The organism is Chitinophaga hostae, assembly GCF_018224885.1.
In the GTDB taxonomy this organism is placed as follows: domain Bacteria; phylum Bacteroidota; class Bacteroidia; order Chitinophagales; family Chitinophagaceae; genus Chitinophaga; species Chitinophaga hostae.
Map to the genome: position 1 here is coordinate 111,731 of NZ_JAGTXB010000008.1, position 18,312 is coordinate 130,042.

Sequence of the window (18,312 nt, forward strand, 5' to 3'; positions counted from 1 at the left end):
GGTGATCCAATCTATTTATCAAAAATTTCGGCCAGCTTTTGGGTTAGTTCCTCTCCGCGCAGGTCTACAGCTACAATTTTTCCTTCCTTGTCGATTAAAAAGTTGCTGGGCACTGCACGGATATTGTACTCTTTTGCCACTTCATTCTTCCAGCCTTTGAGGTCGCTTACATGCGCCCATTCCAGCCCGTCATCCTTGATGGCTTTCAGCCACGCATCCTTTTTATCATCAAGGGATACTCCCAGGATTTCCAATCCCTTGCTATGGTACTTTTCATAGTTATCCAATACATTCGGATTTTCTGCGCGGCATGGTCCGCACCAGCTGGCCCAGAAGTCCAGCAGCACATATTTACCACGGTAGTCCGATAATTTTACCGGTTTACCGGCCGTATTATTTTGTGTAAAGTCTATTGCTGTGGCGCCAATGCCTGTTTTCTTTGCAATGGCCTCTGCCCTGACCATATCCTCTTTTTTCTGCTTGGCCTCTGCCAACCAGGGATATGCTTTCGAGAGCCGGGATATTTCCGCCAGGATCAGTGTCTTGTCCTTAATCGGATGCAGGTAATCCAGCGCGTACATCAATACGGGGGTATGCTGATTCATTTTCATCAGCAGTTTGATGCGCTCTCCCATATCATTGAACAGCCAGTTGTACTGCTCACCCAGCGCCCGTTCCAGTGCTGTATCCTTTGCCAGGGAGGCCTTGTATTGCAGTTGCCCTACTTCGATCATGTTCTGATAATTGCGGTAACTCATGAAATTCACCTCGTTGATCAGGTCATTTTCCTTACTGCCTTCGATAAATACATAGGGCGGGTTCTTGATTTTCATGGCTGCTGTATCCATGCCACGAAAATCGATTTTCAGGTTATCCTTTCCTGCCCAGATGGTCAGGCGGTCTTCCTCAAATTCGTTCAGGATATAAAACTGTGGCCGTGTAGCATCAATCTTTATACTATAGGTCCCATCCGGTTTGAGGCGAATGGTGTCGATTGTTACGCGGTCGTCGCCTACCTGTTTCTGTACGCGGAAAGGAAATTTCTCCTGCTGTTCTGCCGGAGGCGGGAACTTGATTTTACCGCTCACGGTAATAAATTTCTTTGCCTGCTGTGCCGAGACGGTGGTAGTAAAACCTACCATCAGCATTAATATGCCGGCCAACTTGTTTTGATATGTATTCATTTTAAGTGTTGGTTTTAATGGGTTATTGCATAGGCACCATAGGAACAGCGTCTGTCACTTTTCCTTTTTCCGGTGATGTTTTCTCTGCAGTTTTTACGCTGCCACCAAACAGCTCTGTCAGCTTTTTTTCGATAGCGCCGCTGCCATCGGGGTTAAAGCCCACTTCTTTCAGCAGGATCTCTCCTTCAGGGCTGATCAGGTAAGTGGTAGGCACGCCGGTGATGGCGAATCCGCTGCCGGCAATATTGATGTTATCCAACGCCTGTTTCCAGGGGTTGTTTTCTTCCGCCACTGCCTTCAGCCAGGCCTCTTTACTTTTGTCGATGGAAATGCTGTAGATTTCGAAGTTCTTATCCTGGTACTGCTTAAATACTTCCCTCATGTGTGGAAATGATTGACGGCATGGACTGCACCAGCTGGCCCAGAAGTCGATCAGCACATATTTTCCTTTAAAGCTGGCAAAAGAAAGCGACTGATCCTTTTCATCAGGCAGGGTAAAGTTGCTTACCTTTCTGCCTACAGCGGAATTGCGGAGACCCTGGGAAAATTCATGAAATTCTTTTGCCTCTTTTGTTTGCTTCATCCCGGAAGATAAATCAGCGTACAGGCGTTCCTGTTGTTCTATCGTCATCATTCCCTTGGCTTCACCCAGACTAAATACGGTGGCGTAGGAGTTGGGATGTGCTTTAACCAGTTTTTGCAGTAAAGGCACCAGGTGTTGCTCCTGCAGCTGTTTTTGTTTTTCTTCAAATGCAGCATAGCGCGGGTCGGTTTCCTGCAGCCAGGCCGGCCCAAACTCTTGCTTTAATTTTTCGCTGATCGTTTTCCAGGCAGCGGCTTTTTCTTTGCCATAAGCCTGTAACAGTTCCGTTGCTTCAGATCCTTTTACTACGGATGCGCTGAGACCTTTGCTTACATCCGAAGTAACCGTATAGGTAACGGGTTTATCCATCAGGATGCCAAAGGGCGAATACATTTGCCGTTCTGCCAGGATATATTCCGGCAGCAGCATGAGGAATACCGGTTCTTTGAACGGAATATGAAAAGTATAACGACCATTTTCTATCATCGCGGAGTCGTTATAGGTGCGCGAGTAGAGGTACATCTTATTATGTCCTTTCAGGTTACCGGTAATGGTGCCCGTTAATATAATCTCCGGCCGGGTTTGGGCATAGGTACCCAGGCAGATCATAGTTGCTGAAATGACGGTAATGATTTTTTTCATTTGTGTTTAATTGAGTTTCCGATATAATAATTAATAGCCGGGGGTTTGTTTAATGAGCCCCCTTGTAATATCAATTTCGTGTTGCGGTACAGGCATTGCATAGCGGTTAGCCGGCAATTCCGGGTTAGGCGCCGTGTTGGCGCGGATGGCATCAAAACGGGCAAACCCTTCAAAAGCCAGCTCCCATTTACGTTCCTGGCGTATCCTGGCGATGAGGGCTGCCGGTGTGGGGAAGTCGGCTGCTACATATGTATGCGGCACCCCGCTTTTCGTATAGGCGCGTGCGTATACCTGGTTCAGCAGATCAATGGAAGTGCTGTTCACACCTTTGGTCTGAGCCAGTGCTTCTGCGGCGGTAAGCATTACTTCCGGTAAACGGATCAGCGGCACATTGTCGCGGATATTCATGTCGGTAAACTTACGTATCACTGTCTTCCCACTCAGCAGGAGGCTATCCTTCCGCTCGTCGCCGGGGGCATAGCTGTTCAGAAATGCGGGTAACGGGTTATTGAATCCATATGCGTAGTAAATACCGTTGTTGTCATTTAATTTGGAACTCTTGTTAAAACTTTCCGGCAGGGCAAACAATATTTCGCTGCTCAGCTGGTAGCTGCCCTGGCTGGCGGAATTATCGGGCCACAGGCTCCAGAAGTTGGGCTGCAAATGGTATACATTCCCGCTCATGGCTGCCTGCGCATAGGCAGCTGTTTTATCGTATGCCTGTTTATACAAACATATTCTTGCTGCCAATGCATTAGCGGCTCCTTTTGTTGCCCTGCTGCCCTGGTTCAATACATTACCGCGGGATACGGGCAAATCAGGGATAGCGGCATCGAGGTCATTCAGCATTTGCGTGTATACTTCGTCGTTAGTAGCGCGCGGCAGGTCCTGTGAACCGTCGTATCCATCAAAAGCACTGAGTCTTAGCGGCACGCCCATATTCCCACCTTTACCCTGCAGTGCGCCATCACCGTAAATGCGCAGCAACACCATGTAGCAATAGGCGCGGATAAACCTTGCCTCCGCGATAAAGCCCGCCTGCTTGCTTTTATCGAATGCGGCATACTTTGACAGCCGGGAAATGATAACGTTGCACTGGTTAATAGTAATGTATGGCTGCGACCAGAGTGTGGCATACTGATCATCGCGCGGATCGATACTACCTTTGACCAGGTTTTTATCAAATGTATCGGCAATGCCGGCGGTGATATCTCCCAAAAGATAACTATTGCCTGCTACTGCATCCATCATTTTGAGATAGGTACTTGCCAGGTAGCTTTCCGTTGTTTGCTCATTTTTCAGCAGCTCCGCCTCCACCATGGTACCTTCCGGCTTCAGGTCCAGTTGCTTGCTGCAGGCGCAAAGCGCCAGCAGCAATGTAAACAGGCTTATATGGTATCTGTATTTTTTCATGTCCCGCTCAGTTTATATTGTTAGAAAGATGCTTTTATACCCACTCTCCAGGTACGGGGAGCAGGCATCGTGAGTTCATCAAATCCCATGTTCAGGGCAGAAGAACCATATGCGCTCACTTCAGGATCCAGTCCGGAATATTTGGTGAGGATAAACAGGTTGTTTGCTTCTGCGTATAATTTCAATGCGGTAAATATTTTCATGCCTTTCAGCTGGTTGCTGTTGAAGTTATAGCCCAACAGGAGACTGCGTAATTTCACAAAAGAGGCATCTTCGAGAAACCTTGAATTTTTCCGGTCCAGCGTATAGTCGTACGAGGTACCAAAGCCTGCCAACGCATAATTGGAGCCATTGATCAGCGCAGGAATGGCTGTTTTCTGACCCGGAGTTTTCCAGTAATTCAGCAGATCGGCCGACAGGTTGTACACATTAGCGGAAGAGTAAGAACTTCCAAGATAGCTGTACATAGCCGCTTTGGCGCCATTATATATTTTATTACCGGCAGAAAAAGAGCAAAAGCAGTTCAGTTCAAACCCTTTATAGGTAAAGGTATTACCAAAACCACCGAACACCACAGGCATGGCATCTCCCATATATTTACGCTGGGTATAAGGCGCATCGGGATATTGTTTCTGAATAGGCACTTCAGATATTTTACCGCTGTTGTCCGCCCATTGCGGCTGGCCATTGGCAGCGTTTACGCCACTCCAGTCATATAAATAAAAAGCGGTAGCAGAATGTCCTATGCGCCAGAAACGGCCGCCGGATATTTCATTTTCTGCCGCCAGCTGTTCTTCATCGATCTGGTGCAGGCGGGTAACAGTATTGCGGTTACCGGAAATATTGAAGTTGGTAGTCCAGCTGAAATTTTTTGCGGTAACGTTCAGACTGGTGAGACTAAACTCGATCCCTTTGTTGGTAAGATCCGCGCGGTTTTGCTGCTGCAGGTCAAAGCCCATAAAATAAGGCAGTGCCGACTGCAGGATGGCATTGGAGGTTTGCCGGCGGTAATAATCAATGGAACCTCTCAGGCGTCCCTGCCATAGGCTATAGTCTGCGCCTACGTTCCAGGTGGTGGTCCGTTCCCATTGCAGGTTGGGGTTGGCTGGTTGTTTGTTGTCGATCGCAGATACATTACCATAGGTGGCGCCGTAAACGTTCACCACGTATTGCCCCTGGTTACCATAGTACCCATTGCCGCCGTCGTTACCGGTAAACCCTACGCTGGCGCGGATTTTCAGTTGCTCAATAGCTTTGGATCCTTTCAGAAAACCTTCTTCACTGGGCACCCAACCGAGTGCGAAGGAAGGAAAACCTACATAGCGGTGATTGGCAGAAAACCGGGAAGATCCGTCGAGGCGATACGTAGCACCTGCCATATATTTATGTTTGTATTCGTAGTTCAGCCTGCTCAGGAACGACACCTGTGCCCATTGTTGTTGCAATGAGTTCTGCACTCTTTTGTTGTTGGCAGTAACGATGCTCAGCATATCATCGTTCAGAAAACCGGTACCGGTTACGCTGTTGGTATTCTCTACTGATTTCTCAAAACTTTGTCCCAGCATGGCGCTTACCGCGTGTCCGTTCCCGATAACCCTATTGATATCGAGCCGGTTGTTGACTACCCATTTACGTAACTGTTGCTGGGTTTCTGTAGCAGAGCCGCCTATGGTTTTGGGGCGGTCAATGATACGGCTGTAGGCGCGGGAACTGATCCAATCGATCCCTACATCGGAATGCAGGCTTAACCATGGCAGCAGCTTAAGGTCGGCAAAAACGTTACCCAGCACCAGGTTATCGGTATTATAATTTTTACCTGAGCGGGCCTCACCTACCGGGTTGGAAACATCTTCCGGGCCCGTTGGGTTGTTACCAAATAACCAGTTGTAACGGGTACCGGTGCTGTCGAAAACGGTGATATTGGGCGCTTTCTGCACAGCGGATCGGTATACATTCTGTGCGCTCAGGGAGTTGTTTACGGTTTGATTCAACGTCATGCTCACACCCACCTTCAGGGATTTGCTCATCTGGTTGTCGAAGTTTACGCGGCCCTGGTAGCGGGTAAGATCGTTATTGATGATATAGGACTGTTCCTTGTTGTATCCCAGGCTTACATAATAGTTCGACTTTTCTGTACCGCCGCTCATGGATATCACCGCATTGGCGCCATAGGCGTTGCGTACTACTTCGTCGAGCCAGTTGGTATTTACGCCTTTGGGGAATTTATAGTTAAAGGGAATATACCAGCTGCCGGAGGTAGCTTTGCCGATAGAATCCTTCTGCCTGAAAAGTTCAGTATAAAAATCAGCGTACTGTTCCCCTGACATCACAGCGGGTACTGCTCTCGGTTTGCTCAGAGAGCTACTCACCTGAACGTCTACACGCATTTTTCCTTTTGCGCCTTTTTTAGTGGTGATCAGGATAACGCCCGCTGAGCCCCGGGAACCATAGATGGCAGTAGAATAAGCATCCTTCAGCACTTCCACGGATTCAATATCATCGGGATTCAGAGTGGCCAGCGGATTTTTTTCGAAGGTGGTAGGCTGGCGGTATTCGTTGACTACCTGGTTACCGCCAAAGGAAAATCCCGGGCTGCCGCCTTTGTTATAATCTACCGTGTTCAGATTTGGATCGATGCCATAGATGGGTACGCCATCCACTACAATCAATGGGGAGTTACCGTTGGCATTTAGGGTGCTGATACCACGGATGGTGATATTGGAAGCTGCGCCGGGCACGCCGCTGGAGGGAGCGATGAAAACACCGGGGAGTTTGCCGATCATGGCCTGGTCGATAGTAAGCGGCGACTGCCCCGGTTCATCGGTGGGACTATAGGTGGCTACCGCGCCGAGCAGACTGCGTCTTTCCTGCACGCCATAGCCAATCACTACGGCTTCGGTCAAACGGGATGGCGCTATAAACAGGCTGACGGCCTGTTGTGTAACCGCATCGGACAGCACTTTCACCGTGGATACTTCTGCCTTATTAAAGCCGATAGAGCTGAAAGTAAGCTGATAGGTACCTGCAGGCAACGTGATTTCGAAGGCGCCATTTTCGTTGGTGATGGCATAATATTTTGTTCCGGTAACTTTTACGGTAACACCTGGTACCGGCGGCCCATTGTCGCCTTCTGTCACCTTTCCTTTTATTTTACCAGGTCCGGTTGGTTGCAGGTGTGCCAGGGGTTGCGAGGCTTGTTTGATGATCAGCAATACCCCATTTTTTTCTACATACTTCAACGGCGTATTTTCCAGCAAGGCATCTAAAACCTTGTCCAGCCGTTCGTTTACAAATTTTAATTTCTTTACCTGGTAGCGTACCAGTTCCTGGTTATCATAACCAAAGGAAAGGTGGTAGCCGGATTCCAGTTTTTTGACGCAGGAAGCGAGGGATTCGTTTTCAAATTTTTCTGTGACCCTTACCTGCTGTAATAGCTGGCTATAGCCCTTACTGGCATACAGGAGGGTGATACCTCCCAGTATAAAAACAGTGACCATTACGCTCCATCTCATAAAACCCTGTATAAAAGTTAGCGTAAGCAATTTTTGCATATATTTGGTTGATTTTAGTGTTAACTAAATGCATATGACAGTCATCAAGCGTGGCCTCCAAGCACTGCCTGACTGTTGTATAACTATTTAAACCGTGTCTGCTCCAACAGAGGCGGTTTTTTAGCTTTTAGCCGTTAGCTTTTAGCTTTTAGTAAATGCGGCGGGAATAATTATATCTTAATCTTCGCGGCATTCACTAAAAGCTAAAAGCTAATGGCTAACAGCTGTTTCCGCGCATAGTAATAGCGGGGATGGTATTTTGTGCTCCATCCTTACCTGTTTTGGTTGCATCCTCCTTGTATGCGAATGTTAGTTTTTACGGTGTATAGTAATGTCTTTGTCTTTTATATCATATTGTACGGGATGTATGCTGCTTATCAGATCCAGGACTTCTGTAATGGTTAGTTGTTTGCTGCAGCGCAGCGTATATTCGTCCTGTTTCATTTCAGCCGGATTAAAACGGATACGCACTCCGTATTGATTTTCCAGCGTAAGGGCCAGTTCTGCGAAACCGGCCTGCGAGAGGCTGATCATGCCGCCGGCCCATTCACTGATTTGTTGGTTGCTGACTTTTGATTTCATGTATTGTTGGGCCGACCGGCTGAAAGTAAGCTGGTCGTTGGCGCTGAGTACATCCAGTCCTTTTTGTTCATGCAGTACTTTTACCATGCCGGTTTTTACGGTTACCTGTGTTTCATCGAGGGTAGCGTAGGCCTTTACATCAAAGGAGGTACCCAATACCTGTACATTGATCTGGCCGGTATGTACTTCAAACGGATGATGTTCATCCTGTTTTATGTCAAAGAATGCTTCTCCATCCAATTTTACGGTGCGTACGTCGCTGAATTCCTGCGGGTATTCCATGGTGGCGCCGGCATTGAGCCAAACGCGGGAACTGTCCGGCAACAGCAGTTCTTTTTGTTGCCCGGTACCAACCTGCACCAGGATCATTTTATGCCGCGGTTGCCAGTTGTTAAGGAACCACCACCCGCATATCCCTGCTACTCCTGCCAAAACGGCCGCGGCGATCTGCCAGCCGTAGCGCATCCTCACCACGGGGACATGCACCGGTGGTTCCAGCTGTGCATGGATATGTTGTAACATACCTGTTTTCAGCTGTTGCTTATGGGCTTCGTCCCGGAATGTATGCATGGGCAGCGCGGGCTGGTTGTCGTACCAGTCCTGCAGCCATTGCAGCTCTTGTGGAGTACAGGTTCCGGTTTCAAGCCTTTGGAGGATCTGCGCTATTTTTTCTTGAGCATCCACGCTTTTAACCATTTGTAGTATTAAAGACACCCCTGTAAACAGGTGGTACTATATACGGTGAAAAAAAATTTTATTTATAGGATTGTAGCTTGTCTTTCAGGCGTTTGAGCGCCGTGGTCAGCTGATTTTTTACAGTTTGCGGGGAGATGCCCAACTGGTCCGCTGTTTCCTGCACCGATAATCCGTCACGCCGGCTCATGAGATAAACTTCCCTCATTTTTTCCGGCATATCCGCGATAGTGGCGGAGATCAGCCCCTGTATTTCTGTCAAAAAAAGATGATCATCTGCCGAAGGCAAAACAGGTATGGGAAAATCAGCAAAAATATCAAGATGTTTCTGGTAGTTGTGGTGATGACGGAGATAATTAAGCACGCGGTATTTGAGCGAAATAAAAAGGTAAGCATCCAGCTGCTGGCGGATGACAATGTCCTTTCTTTTATGCCAAAGGGCTACGAACACTTCCTGTAAACAATCTTTTGCGTCCGCATCATTCTGCAGCCTGGCGTATGCCGCGATGTATAATTTCTCCCAGTAACGGTGATACAATTCATCGAAAGCGGCTTTGTCATCCAGTAGCTGCATACGTTCCAGCAGCGCGGTATCCGACAAGTGCATCAATCCCTAAAAGGTTTAAACGTAAATATATACAAAAGCCATTCAAAAAAACAAACCGTATTTAGCGTTCTGAAAAAAAGGCTACAGGTTGTCTCCAGAATCAGTGACGAGTTTTGTCTTCCATCAATTCTTTACTATGAAACGATTATTAACCGCCATTCTTATGATGAATGTCTGTGCAGTCAGCGCGCAGTCCGGCCACTATCACGTTACGCGGACCTTTTCTGTCAGCGGCGACGGCAAATGGGACTATATTGCCCTGAACCCTGTTAACGGGCAGTTGTATGCCGCTCACGGCACGCAGGTAAATATCCTGGATAAGGTAACCGGCGACAGTACGGGTATTATTCCCAATACCACCGGGGTACACGGGATAGCATTTGCCGAAAAATTCGGGAAGGGCTATACCACCAACGGTAAACTGAATACGGCTACTGTATTTGATATCAACACCAACCGCATATCCGGGGAGGTAAAAACGGGTGCAAAACCCGATGCTGTTTTATATGATCCGTTCTCGGAAAAGATCATTATCTGTAATGCCAACAGCGCGAGCCTTACCGTAGTTGACCCGGGCAGCGACCAGGTAACAGCCACTGTTGCATTGGGAGGCAGTCCCGAAACGGCAGTAACAGACGGGAAAGGAAATATTTATGTAAACCTGGAAGATAAAAGCGAAGTAGTAAAAGTAGATGCCCGGTCCTTCAGAACGGTAGCGCACTGGTCGCTGGGAAAAGGGGAAGCGCCAACAGGACTGGCCATAGATGTAACCACGCAGCGCCTGTTTTCGGGTTGCGACAATAAGCTGCTGGTGGTACTGGACGCGCGCAACGGCAGGATGGTGACTACATTGCCTATTGGTGAAGGATGCGATGGCGTAGCTTTTGACGCCGGCGAAAACACCATTTTTGCTTCCAATGGAGCAGGTATGCTCTCCGTTATCCGGGAGCTGAGCGCCGACAAATATGTTGCAGCTCCGGCAGTAGCGACCCGCAAGGGCGCCAGAACGCTGGTAGTGGATCCCCAAACACACCGGATATACCTGCCTGTAGCCGATATATTGCCCGGAGGGCCCCATACCAAAACAGCAGCTGTCGCTCCCGGCACCTTTAAAGTGCTGGAGGTTAGTAAGTAGTTGGTTCAAATTACTTATATTTGAAAAATGTGACTCACTGAACCGTGTAAAAGCCCATTAAAGCGGACTAAACCTCGTGATTACTACCAAAAGTGGTTTAGTCCGCCTGCCCAAAATAACCTGCTTTTTCACCAGCTATAGTTCGTTCATTTTTCAAATACAATGTTGTATGGATATTATTCAGAGAAATAACATTCACGTTGTTGGTAACCAGGAAGCCCTTCAAACCCTTGTTTTTTCTCACGGATTTGGTATAGATCAAACGTCTTTTTCAAAAATTATCCCGGCCTTCGAGAAAGACTACCAGGTTGTATTGTTTGACAATGTTGGCGGCGGCAAAGCCGATATGAAAGCGTTTAGCCCTAAACGTTATGAATCCATCAGTGGTTATGCAACAGATGTTGCGGATATCATCCAGGCGCTGGATATAAAAAACGTCACTTTTATCGGCCACTCGGTAAGTGGTATAATAGGTATGCTAACCAGCATTCACTATCCCGGTATGATAGAACGACTGATCCTGCTGGGTTCCAGCCCCCGTTACCTGAACGACTCCAGGGATGGTTATACGGGCGGTTTTGATAACTATGCACTGACCAGTTTGTTTGAAGCTATGGAAGGTAATTACCATGCGTGGGCGAGCGGGTTTTCAAAGCTGGCCATGCGTAATGAAGACAGACCGGAGCTGGCGGCAGCATTTGCCTCTTCTTTACAGGCTATACGTCCGGATGTGGCGATACTGGTAGCCAGGGCCATCTTTTACCTGGATCACCGGAAGGATCTTGCCAAGGTAACGATCCCTACACTGGTGATACAAACGGCCAATGATATTGCTGTACCCGAGCAGGTGAGCGAATACCTGGAGGCTAATATTCCCGACTGCCGGCGTGTTAAAGTACAAACAGAGGGGCATTTTCCGCATATTTCAGCGCCACAGGAAGTAATTGCCGCCATACAGTCGTTCCTGTGATTATTTAATTTTTTCAATTGTATATACTGTGAGTACCTGGGATCGTAAAGCATTAAATTTTATCAATCAAACAAGTCGTTGGGATAAGGATAAACACATTTCCTCTTTTCTGGCATTCAGCATTTCGCTCGTAAAAAACCTGACAGAAGCCAATGTTGCCCTGCAGGTTGAGTTGGAAGATGAAGAAACTGCCAAGGTGAAATGTGCTTCTCCCGTTCATCTGAACGATATTGTGATGAACCCGGATCCTATCAGGAAACTGCTCTATGCCCAGGGTTTCAAAACCATTTACTGGCGGGAGATACCACCGGCAAAAGAAAACGTATTCAAAGAAGTATTGCCCGCTTTTTCTTCTGCCATTATTATCCCTATCAACACAACACCCAACAACAGCCTGTTAATCCTGGGCTGGAGCGAGCCGCAGGCCTTTGATCCCGGGTTCCTGGAATGTATAGAAACGATGCGCTTACGGTTAAAGGAAATACTGTTGCAATCGCAGCAACACCTGTACTTTCAGCGGATAGCCGTCCGTTTTTCGGCCATTTTGCATACCATCCCACACGCGCTGGTGTTTATCAACAACGATGGTTTCTCCGGGTGGGTAAACCAGGAAGGCGCAGCCCTGCTGGGGCTTTCAGGACCAGGCGAGCAATTACCAGCCATCCTTTCTGATGCGATGACACAACTCCGTAATAAGGCATTGAACACGGCAGACATCTATAAAGAAGCGGTATTGCTGTTTTCATCTCCTGAAAATTCCATTTCCAACTGGATATGGCAAATGGAGCATAAAACCCTGCAGGTATCCTGTTTACCGGTAACCACCCAGCAGATCAGTGGCCGGTTATGGATATTTGAATAATGTACTAATACCGTTGCCGCCACAGGAAATAAAAGGTACTCCCTTCACCCGGCAGCGAATCCACCCATACCTTCCCCCCCTGCTCTTCTACAAGCAGTTTAAAAATATTTAACCCGATCCCGGTCCCCTCTTCTTTGCCTTCGTTATCCAGTCTTTCGAACAACCGGAAAATGCGGTCGGTATCACGTTTGGCAACACCGGGGCCATTATCTTTCACATAAAATTCGTAGAACTCCCCTTTATCTTCCCCGCCGATGGTAATGATCCCTTCTTTTTTATCATTGTATTTGATCGCATTAGAGATAAGGTTCTGGAATACCTGCTGTAATTTCAGCTTATTGGTTTCCAGCACCGGTAAAGTGCCGGCGGTATCAATGCTGATATGTGCTGGCGGGAACAGCAAGCGGGAAAGTTGCGTGATCAGCTCATGTACGTCTACGTCTTCAATAGTTTGCTCCATGTCGCTTTGCCGGGTATATTCGAGCATCGAGGTAATCATTTCCGTGAGATGATTGGTAGCGCCCAATACAATCTTCATATATTCGCTCAGGTCGGGGGCCGACTGGATACGCTCATCTTCGTTGATCAGTGCCAGCAGGCCAATGGCGCCGGACAGCGGGGATTTAAGGTCGTGGGCTACCACATACATAAAACGTTCCAGCTGTTTGTTGACCTTTTCTTTTTCCACCATTGCTTCCTTGAGTTCATACTGGTAGCGGTATAGCTTTTCGAATACAGTTACTTTAGCCCTGGTTACATTGATGTCCAAAGGTTTGGAGAGATAGTCTACCGCGCCCTGTTCGAAGCCGCGCATCACATATTGTTCTTCTTTGTTGATAGCGGTTACAAAAATGATGGAGATATCCTTTGTTTTGGGGTTGGCCTGTAACAGCCGGGCCACTTCATACCCGTCCATATCGGGCATCTGTACATCCAGCATGATCAATCCAATATCGCTATGGCGTAAAACAATTTTAAGGGCTTCATTACCGGATGTTGCTGTCAGGATTTCGCGGTTATCATCTTCCAGCATATGTTCCAGTGATACCAGGTTTTCCGGCTTATCATCTACGAGCAGAATAGTAAATGTTTTTGGTTTGCGCTGCTTCATTTGTCAACTTTTATTTTCGATGCTTATGTTCCTTAAAAAATCTATCATTCCCTTTATCGTCATGGGCTGTACCCCCCGGCAAAGATCTATGGCTGCCTGTGGCATGATGCTGAATCCGGCGGTGTCGGGTCTTTGTGCAATACCTTTGCCACCGGCACGAATGATCCTGCAAAGCCCTGCCGCCCCGTCTTTATTGGCGCCGCTGAGTAAAATTCCCAGTGAGCGGGCGCCAAAAACGCTGGCAGCACTGCTAAAGGTCAGGTCGATAGCAGGACGGCTAAAGTTTACCGGTTCAGCATAATCGAGGGAAAAGGAACCATCTTCTTCAATCAGCAGATGGTAGTTTTGCGGGGCGAGGTAGATATTGCCCTGCAGCAGTGGTTCTTTATCTTCCGGCTCAGCAATGGGTTGCCGTATGGATAATAGTTTGTCCAGTTCACTCTCTACATTTTTCAGCCGGTGCAAAATAATTACCACTGGTATGGGAAAGGGAGATGGTAACTGGTTTAGCAATTCCACTAATACAGACATGCTGCCGGCAGATCCACCGATTACCAGGATACTGTATTTGAGGGGAAGCGTCAAAACTTATACTTTACGTCTGAAAATCTTATTTGCTGCGTTAACCGGTTCAAATTTAAATCGTTCGTCGTTATACAGCAGCGACTCTTTAATTCCCAATGCCAGATAGCCCAGCGAAGTTAAGCTTTCATAAAATAACTTCACCACCCGTTCCTGTAGTGTTCTATTAAAGTATATAAAAACATTCCTGCAGCATATTAACTGAAATTCGTTGAATACCTGGTCTGTTACCAGGTTATGCTGAAAGAAAATAATATTACGTCGCAATGCCGCATCAATAATGGCAGTATCACAACCTGCCGTATAATAGTTAGAAAAGTCATTCACACCGCCGGACTGTATGTAATTACAGGTATAATCTTTCATATCCTTAAGGGCAACAGCTCCTTTTTTTGCTTTCCGGAGATTGGCGGCATTCATATCCGTGGCGTAAATGCGACAACGATCGAGCAGCCCGGCTTCCTCGAGCAGGATGGCCATGGAGTATACTTCCTCTCCGGAAGCGCAGCCGGCATGCCATATCTTGATGATCGGATAAGATGCCAGCCGGGGTAATACCTGTTCCCGGAGTGTTTTATAAAAAGCAGGATCCCGGAACATTTCTGTTACGTTGACCGTAATATACTGTACCATTTCCTGGAAGAACCCGGCATCATTGAGCAACCTGTGTTTCAGTTCAAATACATTGCTGATATGTGCAAAGCCGGTAAACCTGGTAAAGCGCCGTTTCAGCGAGGCGGGTGCATAATCTGTAAAATCATACCCATACCGCTGTTGAATTATTTTCACCAGGTCTGTAAAATCTCCGTTGCTTATTTCTTCTACCATAAGTCTGTTACGATAACCATACCCTTAACAAAGATAACAGCTTAATGTTGTCGATCGGCTTGGCAATATAGTCGGAGGCGCCGGCTTCCATGCATTTCTGCCGGTCGCCTGCCATCGCTTTGGCCGTCAGTGCAATAACGGGCAGCTGTTGAAACCGTGCATCTGCGCGGATCTGTTTCATTGCTTCATAACCGTCCATTTCCGGCATCATGATATCCATCAGTACAAGGTCGAGCTGCGGATGTTGCTGTAACATTTCCAATGCTTCCCTCCCATCGGCTGCTGTCAGTACTTCTATCCCCTGCTCTTCCATCAAAGCGCTGATCGAAAAAACATTCCGCATATCATCGTCTGCCAGTAATACTCTTTTGCCGGCGAGCCTATCGCCGGAACTGTCCGGCGGTGGACTTTCCACGCTTGTTTTTTTCTCCAGTTTATATAAAAACAATTCCAGTTCATCCATTAGCCGGTCGGTGGAATGGGCGGAGTTACGGACAATCGCTGCCGCATATTTTTTTAACTGTTGTTCTTCATTGGCGGTGATGTCCTGGTCGAGATGTACAATGAGGGGGGTATTGCCGGATTCGGGGATATCGACCAATGCCCGCAGTTGTTCGATGCCTGCCTGCAGGTTGGCATCTATTTCCACGATCACGGCATCATATTTTCTTCCCGACAGGAATTCCCTGGCAGCGTTAATATTACTGGCAATATCATACCGGGTTTCCAGGTTCCTTTCATCACTGATTGTTTCGAGTGTGGCGTCTTCACTCAGGACACCTGATGAAAGCAGCAGCACTTTTTTCAGTCTTGCCTGTATCCGGTTGCTGATATTGGTAAATACATCTTCCAGGTCTTTCAGTTCCAGTGGTTTTCTCGTATAGCCATGAATGTTATCTTCCCGGATCGCCTGTATATCTGTGCCGGATACTACATGAACGAGAATTTTACTGAGGTCCTGGTTGCTTTTCAGAATTTTGAGGATACTGCTGCCATCGATCACCGGCAGGTTCATATCCAGTATGATGGCGGAGGGCAGGTATTTCCGCGCATAGGAAAGTCCATCCTGCCCGTTATGGGCCACAATGGTTTTGAAACCTTTATTGCGTGCAAAGTCCCGGAGTATATCCGCGAAGTAAATATCGTCTTCTATAATAAGAATGAGCTTATCCTTTTTGCCGATATTATCCCGGTCGTCTTCCGCTATTACAACGGGCGCCGGTATATCGGTAATGATCTCCGGCGGGGCGGTATAGGCTGTTGCAGCAGGCAATGCCTGTCCGTCGGCAGGGATAACGATGGTGAAAGTACTGCCGGCGGCCGTGCTGTTATCGAGCCTGATTTCGCCATGCAGCAGCAGCATTAGTTCCCTGCTGATACTGAGGCCGAGACCGGTGCCGCCAAATTTACGGTTAGTGCTGCCATCTCCCTGGTGGAAGGCATTAAATATGAGTTCCTGTTTGTCTTCCGGGATGCCGGCACCGGTATCTGTAACGCTGATGCTGATGGCATTTGTATCGCTTTTGTACCAGGAAAGGCTTACGACTCCGCCGGCGGGGGTGAATTTAAACGAATTGGAGAGGAGGTTGCGGATCACCTGCCCGAGGCGCAGCTTATCTGTATATATAGTGGCGGGCACGTCGTCGGCGATATTCCTGATAAATTTGATTTTCTTTTCGGAGGCCTGTACACTGAAAAGATCAACGAGGTCTTCCATGATCTGGCTAACGCTCACCTGTTCAAAATACATTTCCACTTTTCCGGCCTCTATTTTAGAGAGATCGAGGACATCATTGATCAGGTGGAGCAGGTCGGAGCCGGATTTATAGATGATGCCGGCATATTCTATTTGTTTGTTGGTGAGGTTTTTAGTTTTATTTTCCTGGAGCATTTTGGCGAGAATCAGGACGCTGTTGAGCGGAGTACGCAGTTCATGCGACATATTAGCCAGGAATTCAGATTTGTACCTGCTGCTGGCTTCCAGTTCGGTTGCCTTTGCGGCCAGGGCTCCCCTGGCGGCTTCCAGGGCTTTGTTCTTCTCAATGACTTCGATATTTACCTGGCGCATTTCTTCCTCCTGAACACGCAGTTCTTCTTCGGAAGCCTGCAGGACTTCTGACTGCCGGCTCAGTTCTTCGTTGGACTGCCGCAGTTCTTCCTGCTGACTGATAAGGATTTCCCTTTGTTCCTGTACCTGTTGCAACAGTCGCATTACTTTTCCCCTCGCATTGGTTGCATTAACGGCAACGGATATATCTTTTTCCAGCAGCTCGAGCAGTTGCAGCTGCAGCGGGCTGACTTGTTTAAAGGAAGCCAGTTCGATTACGCCCAGCAGCTCCTTTTCTATGCGCAATGGAATCATTACCAGGGAACCGGGAACAGCCTGTCCGCTGGCGGAGCCCAGTTTCCAGTAGCTGGCTGGTACCTCCCGGATTACGCGGTCAGTAGTGCCGGAAGCCGCGCTACCCAGGAATCCGTTGCCCATGGTAACGATGGCAGGTATTTCCGGCGGCATACTAACGGAGGCGGTTAAACGCAGGTCGTCATGAATTTCATCATAGCAATAAAATGCGCCGGCTGCAAAGTCAGCGAAGCCGGTTAGCGTTTGCAGGCATTTTTGTACCAGTTCGTCACGGTTACTGACGTCCTGAAGGCTTTCGTTCATATTATTCACCCCGGTGAGCAGCCAGTTTTTTTCATTGGCGGCTGTATTCAGCTCCACTACCTCTTCCAGTTTATTATTCAATGCGTCCTGGGCTTTGAGGCGTCTTCTGAATTCCGAATAGGTGATTCTCATCAGTACAAAGCCTACCAGCAAAATAAAGGCGTTGTTAATCAGCAATGTTTTAACGGCCCGGTTAAAAGAATCACTTTTTTCATTTTCACGTAATGCCAGCAACCGGCGTTCCTCCCCGGTCACTGCACCCATCCTGGCCCTGACCTTGTCCATCAGCAAGGTTTCCTTTTCCGTGATAGCGGCGTTATTACTAAAACGCTGTTGTGCGGTAGTGTGGTCCAGCTCATTCCAGAAGCTCAGCAGGTGGTTTATTTCATCTTCCAGGGAATCCAGATTTTTTACCTGAACGGGGTTATCTTCTACCATGGTACGAAGATCATTTACAGCCGGCGCTACTTTGGGTAATGCCAGTTCATACGGCCGCAGGTATTTTTCTTCAAAAGTGCTGCGAAAACCGCGTCTGGCGGCTTCCATATCAAATAAGAGCCGTTGTACCCGTTCTGAATTATTGAGTACCCGGTAGGTATGTTGTACCCAGCCTGCTTCTTCTGTTTGTGTGGCAAACGTACGCCAGGTTAAAAATCCGCCGAGTAATACCAGCAGTATTACTAGCGAAAAGCCAAGGTACAGCCTATTGACCAGTGAAATTTTCATCGTTGCTATGCTAAAAAAAGGCCCGTGTTTAAGAAATTGCTATATTAGGAATAAAAATACAAAATGCCTTCATATTCAATACCTTTGCGGCGCCAAACTGTTATGATTCCATATTAATTTAATTTAAAATATATTCCTTTGAAAACTGGCCACGCGCATCAAGGTATATCTACGGAAA

At 47.7% G+C, this 18,312-nt stretch carries 13 protein-coding genes; 3 read left to right on the forward strand and 10 right to left on the reverse strand.

What is annotated here, in order from left to right; translation table 11 throughout:
• Positions 1-11: 11 nt before the first annotated feature.
• From KE626_RS17645 to KE626_RS17670, 6 genes are all read right to left on the reverse strand, one after another.
• Positions 12-1,184: a TlpA disulfide reductase family protein gene (locus KE626_RS17645; protein ID WP_249207535.1), complete on the reverse strand. Its 1,173-nt coding sequence runs from the start codon at positions 1,182-1,184 to the stop codon at positions 12-14.
• 22 nt (positions 1,185-1,206) lie between these two features.
• On the reverse strand, positions 1,207-2,409 hold the full coding sequence (locus KE626_RS17650) for a TlpA disulfide reductase family protein (RefSeq protein ID WP_211974249.1): 1,203 nt from the start codon (positions 2,407-2,409) through the stop codon (positions 1,207-1,209).
• A gap of 30 nt (positions 2,410-2,439) precedes the next feature.
• Positions 2,440-3,822: a RagB/SusD family nutrient uptake outer membrane protein gene (locus KE626_RS17655; protein ID WP_211974250.1), complete on the reverse strand. Its 1,383-nt coding sequence runs from the start codon at positions 3,820-3,822 to the stop codon at positions 2,440-2,442.
• A 20-nt stretch (positions 3,823-3,842) separates the two neighbouring features.
• Positions 3,843-7,373, reverse strand: coding sequence for a SusC/RagA family TonB-linked outer membrane protein (locus KE626_RS17660; RefSeq protein ID WP_211974251.1), 3,531 nt, complete (start codon positions 7,371-7,373; stop codon positions 3,843-3,845).
• Positions 7,374-7,682: 309 nt separating this feature from the next.
• On the reverse strand, positions 7,683-8,639 hold the full coding sequence (locus KE626_RS17665; protein WP_211974252.1) for a FecR family protein: 957 nt from the start codon (positions 8,637-8,639) through the stop codon (positions 7,683-7,685).
• Positions 8,640-8,709: 70 nt separating this feature from the next.
• Complete coding sequence (locus KE626_RS17670) at positions 8,710-9,255, reverse strand: RNA polymerase sigma factor (RefSeq protein WP_211974253.1); 546 nt, start codon at positions 9,253-9,255, stop codon at positions 8,710-8,712.
• 136 nt (positions 9,256-9,391) lie between these two features.
• On the opposite strand from KE626_RS17670, the gene KE626_RS17675 reads away from it, so the two are divergent.
• The 3 genes from KE626_RS17675 (at position 9,392) to KE626_RS17685 (ending at position 12,222) form a co-directional block, all read left to right on the forward strand.
• The gene (locus tag KE626_RS17675) at positions 9,392-10,390 is read left to right on the forward strand and encodes a YncE family protein (RefSeq protein WP_211974254.1); all 999 of its coding nucleotides are present in this window, start codon (positions 9,392-9,394) and stop codon (positions 10,388-10,390) included.
• A gap of 169 nt (positions 10,391-10,559) precedes the next feature.
• Entirely contained in the window at positions 10,560-11,360 is an 801-nt protein-coding gene (locus KE626_RS17680) for an alpha/beta fold hydrolase (protein ID WP_211974255.1), read from the forward strand.
• 28 nt (positions 11,361-11,388) lie between these two features.
• Positions 11,389-12,222: a hypothetical protein gene (locus KE626_RS17685; RefSeq protein WP_211974256.1), complete on the forward strand. Its 834-nt coding sequence runs from the start codon at positions 11,389-11,391 to the stop codon at positions 12,220-12,222.
• Positions 12,223-12,226: 4 nt separating this feature from the next.
• On the opposite strand, the gene KE626_RS17690 is transcribed toward KE626_RS17685, so the two are convergent.
• From KE626_RS17690 to KE626_RS17705, 4 genes are read right to left on the reverse strand one after another with little or no spacing between them, the layout of a single operon-like run.
• Complete coding sequence (locus KE626_RS17690) at positions 12,227-13,333, reverse strand: sensor histidine kinase (RefSeq protein WP_211974257.1); 1,107 nt, start codon at positions 13,331-13,333, stop codon at positions 12,227-12,229.
• 3 nt (positions 13,334-13,336) lie between these two features.
• The gene (locus KE626_RS17695; protein WP_249207536.1) at positions 13,337-13,918 is read right to left on the reverse strand and encodes a chemotaxis protein CheB; all 582 of its coding nucleotides are present in this window, start codon (positions 13,916-13,918) and stop codon (positions 13,337-13,339) included.
• A 3-nt stretch (positions 13,919-13,921) separates the two neighbouring features.
• Complete coding sequence (locus tag KE626_RS17700) at positions 13,922-14,743, reverse strand: CheR family methyltransferase (protein WP_211974258.1); 822 nt, start codon at positions 14,741-14,743, stop codon at positions 13,922-13,924.
• 7 nt (positions 14,744-14,750) lie between these two features.
• Positions 14,751-18,134: a response regulator gene (locus KE626_RS17705; protein WP_211974259.1), complete on the reverse strand. Its 3,384-nt coding sequence runs from the start codon at positions 18,132-18,134 to the stop codon at positions 14,751-14,753.
• Positions 18,135-18,312 lie beyond the last annotated feature (178 nt).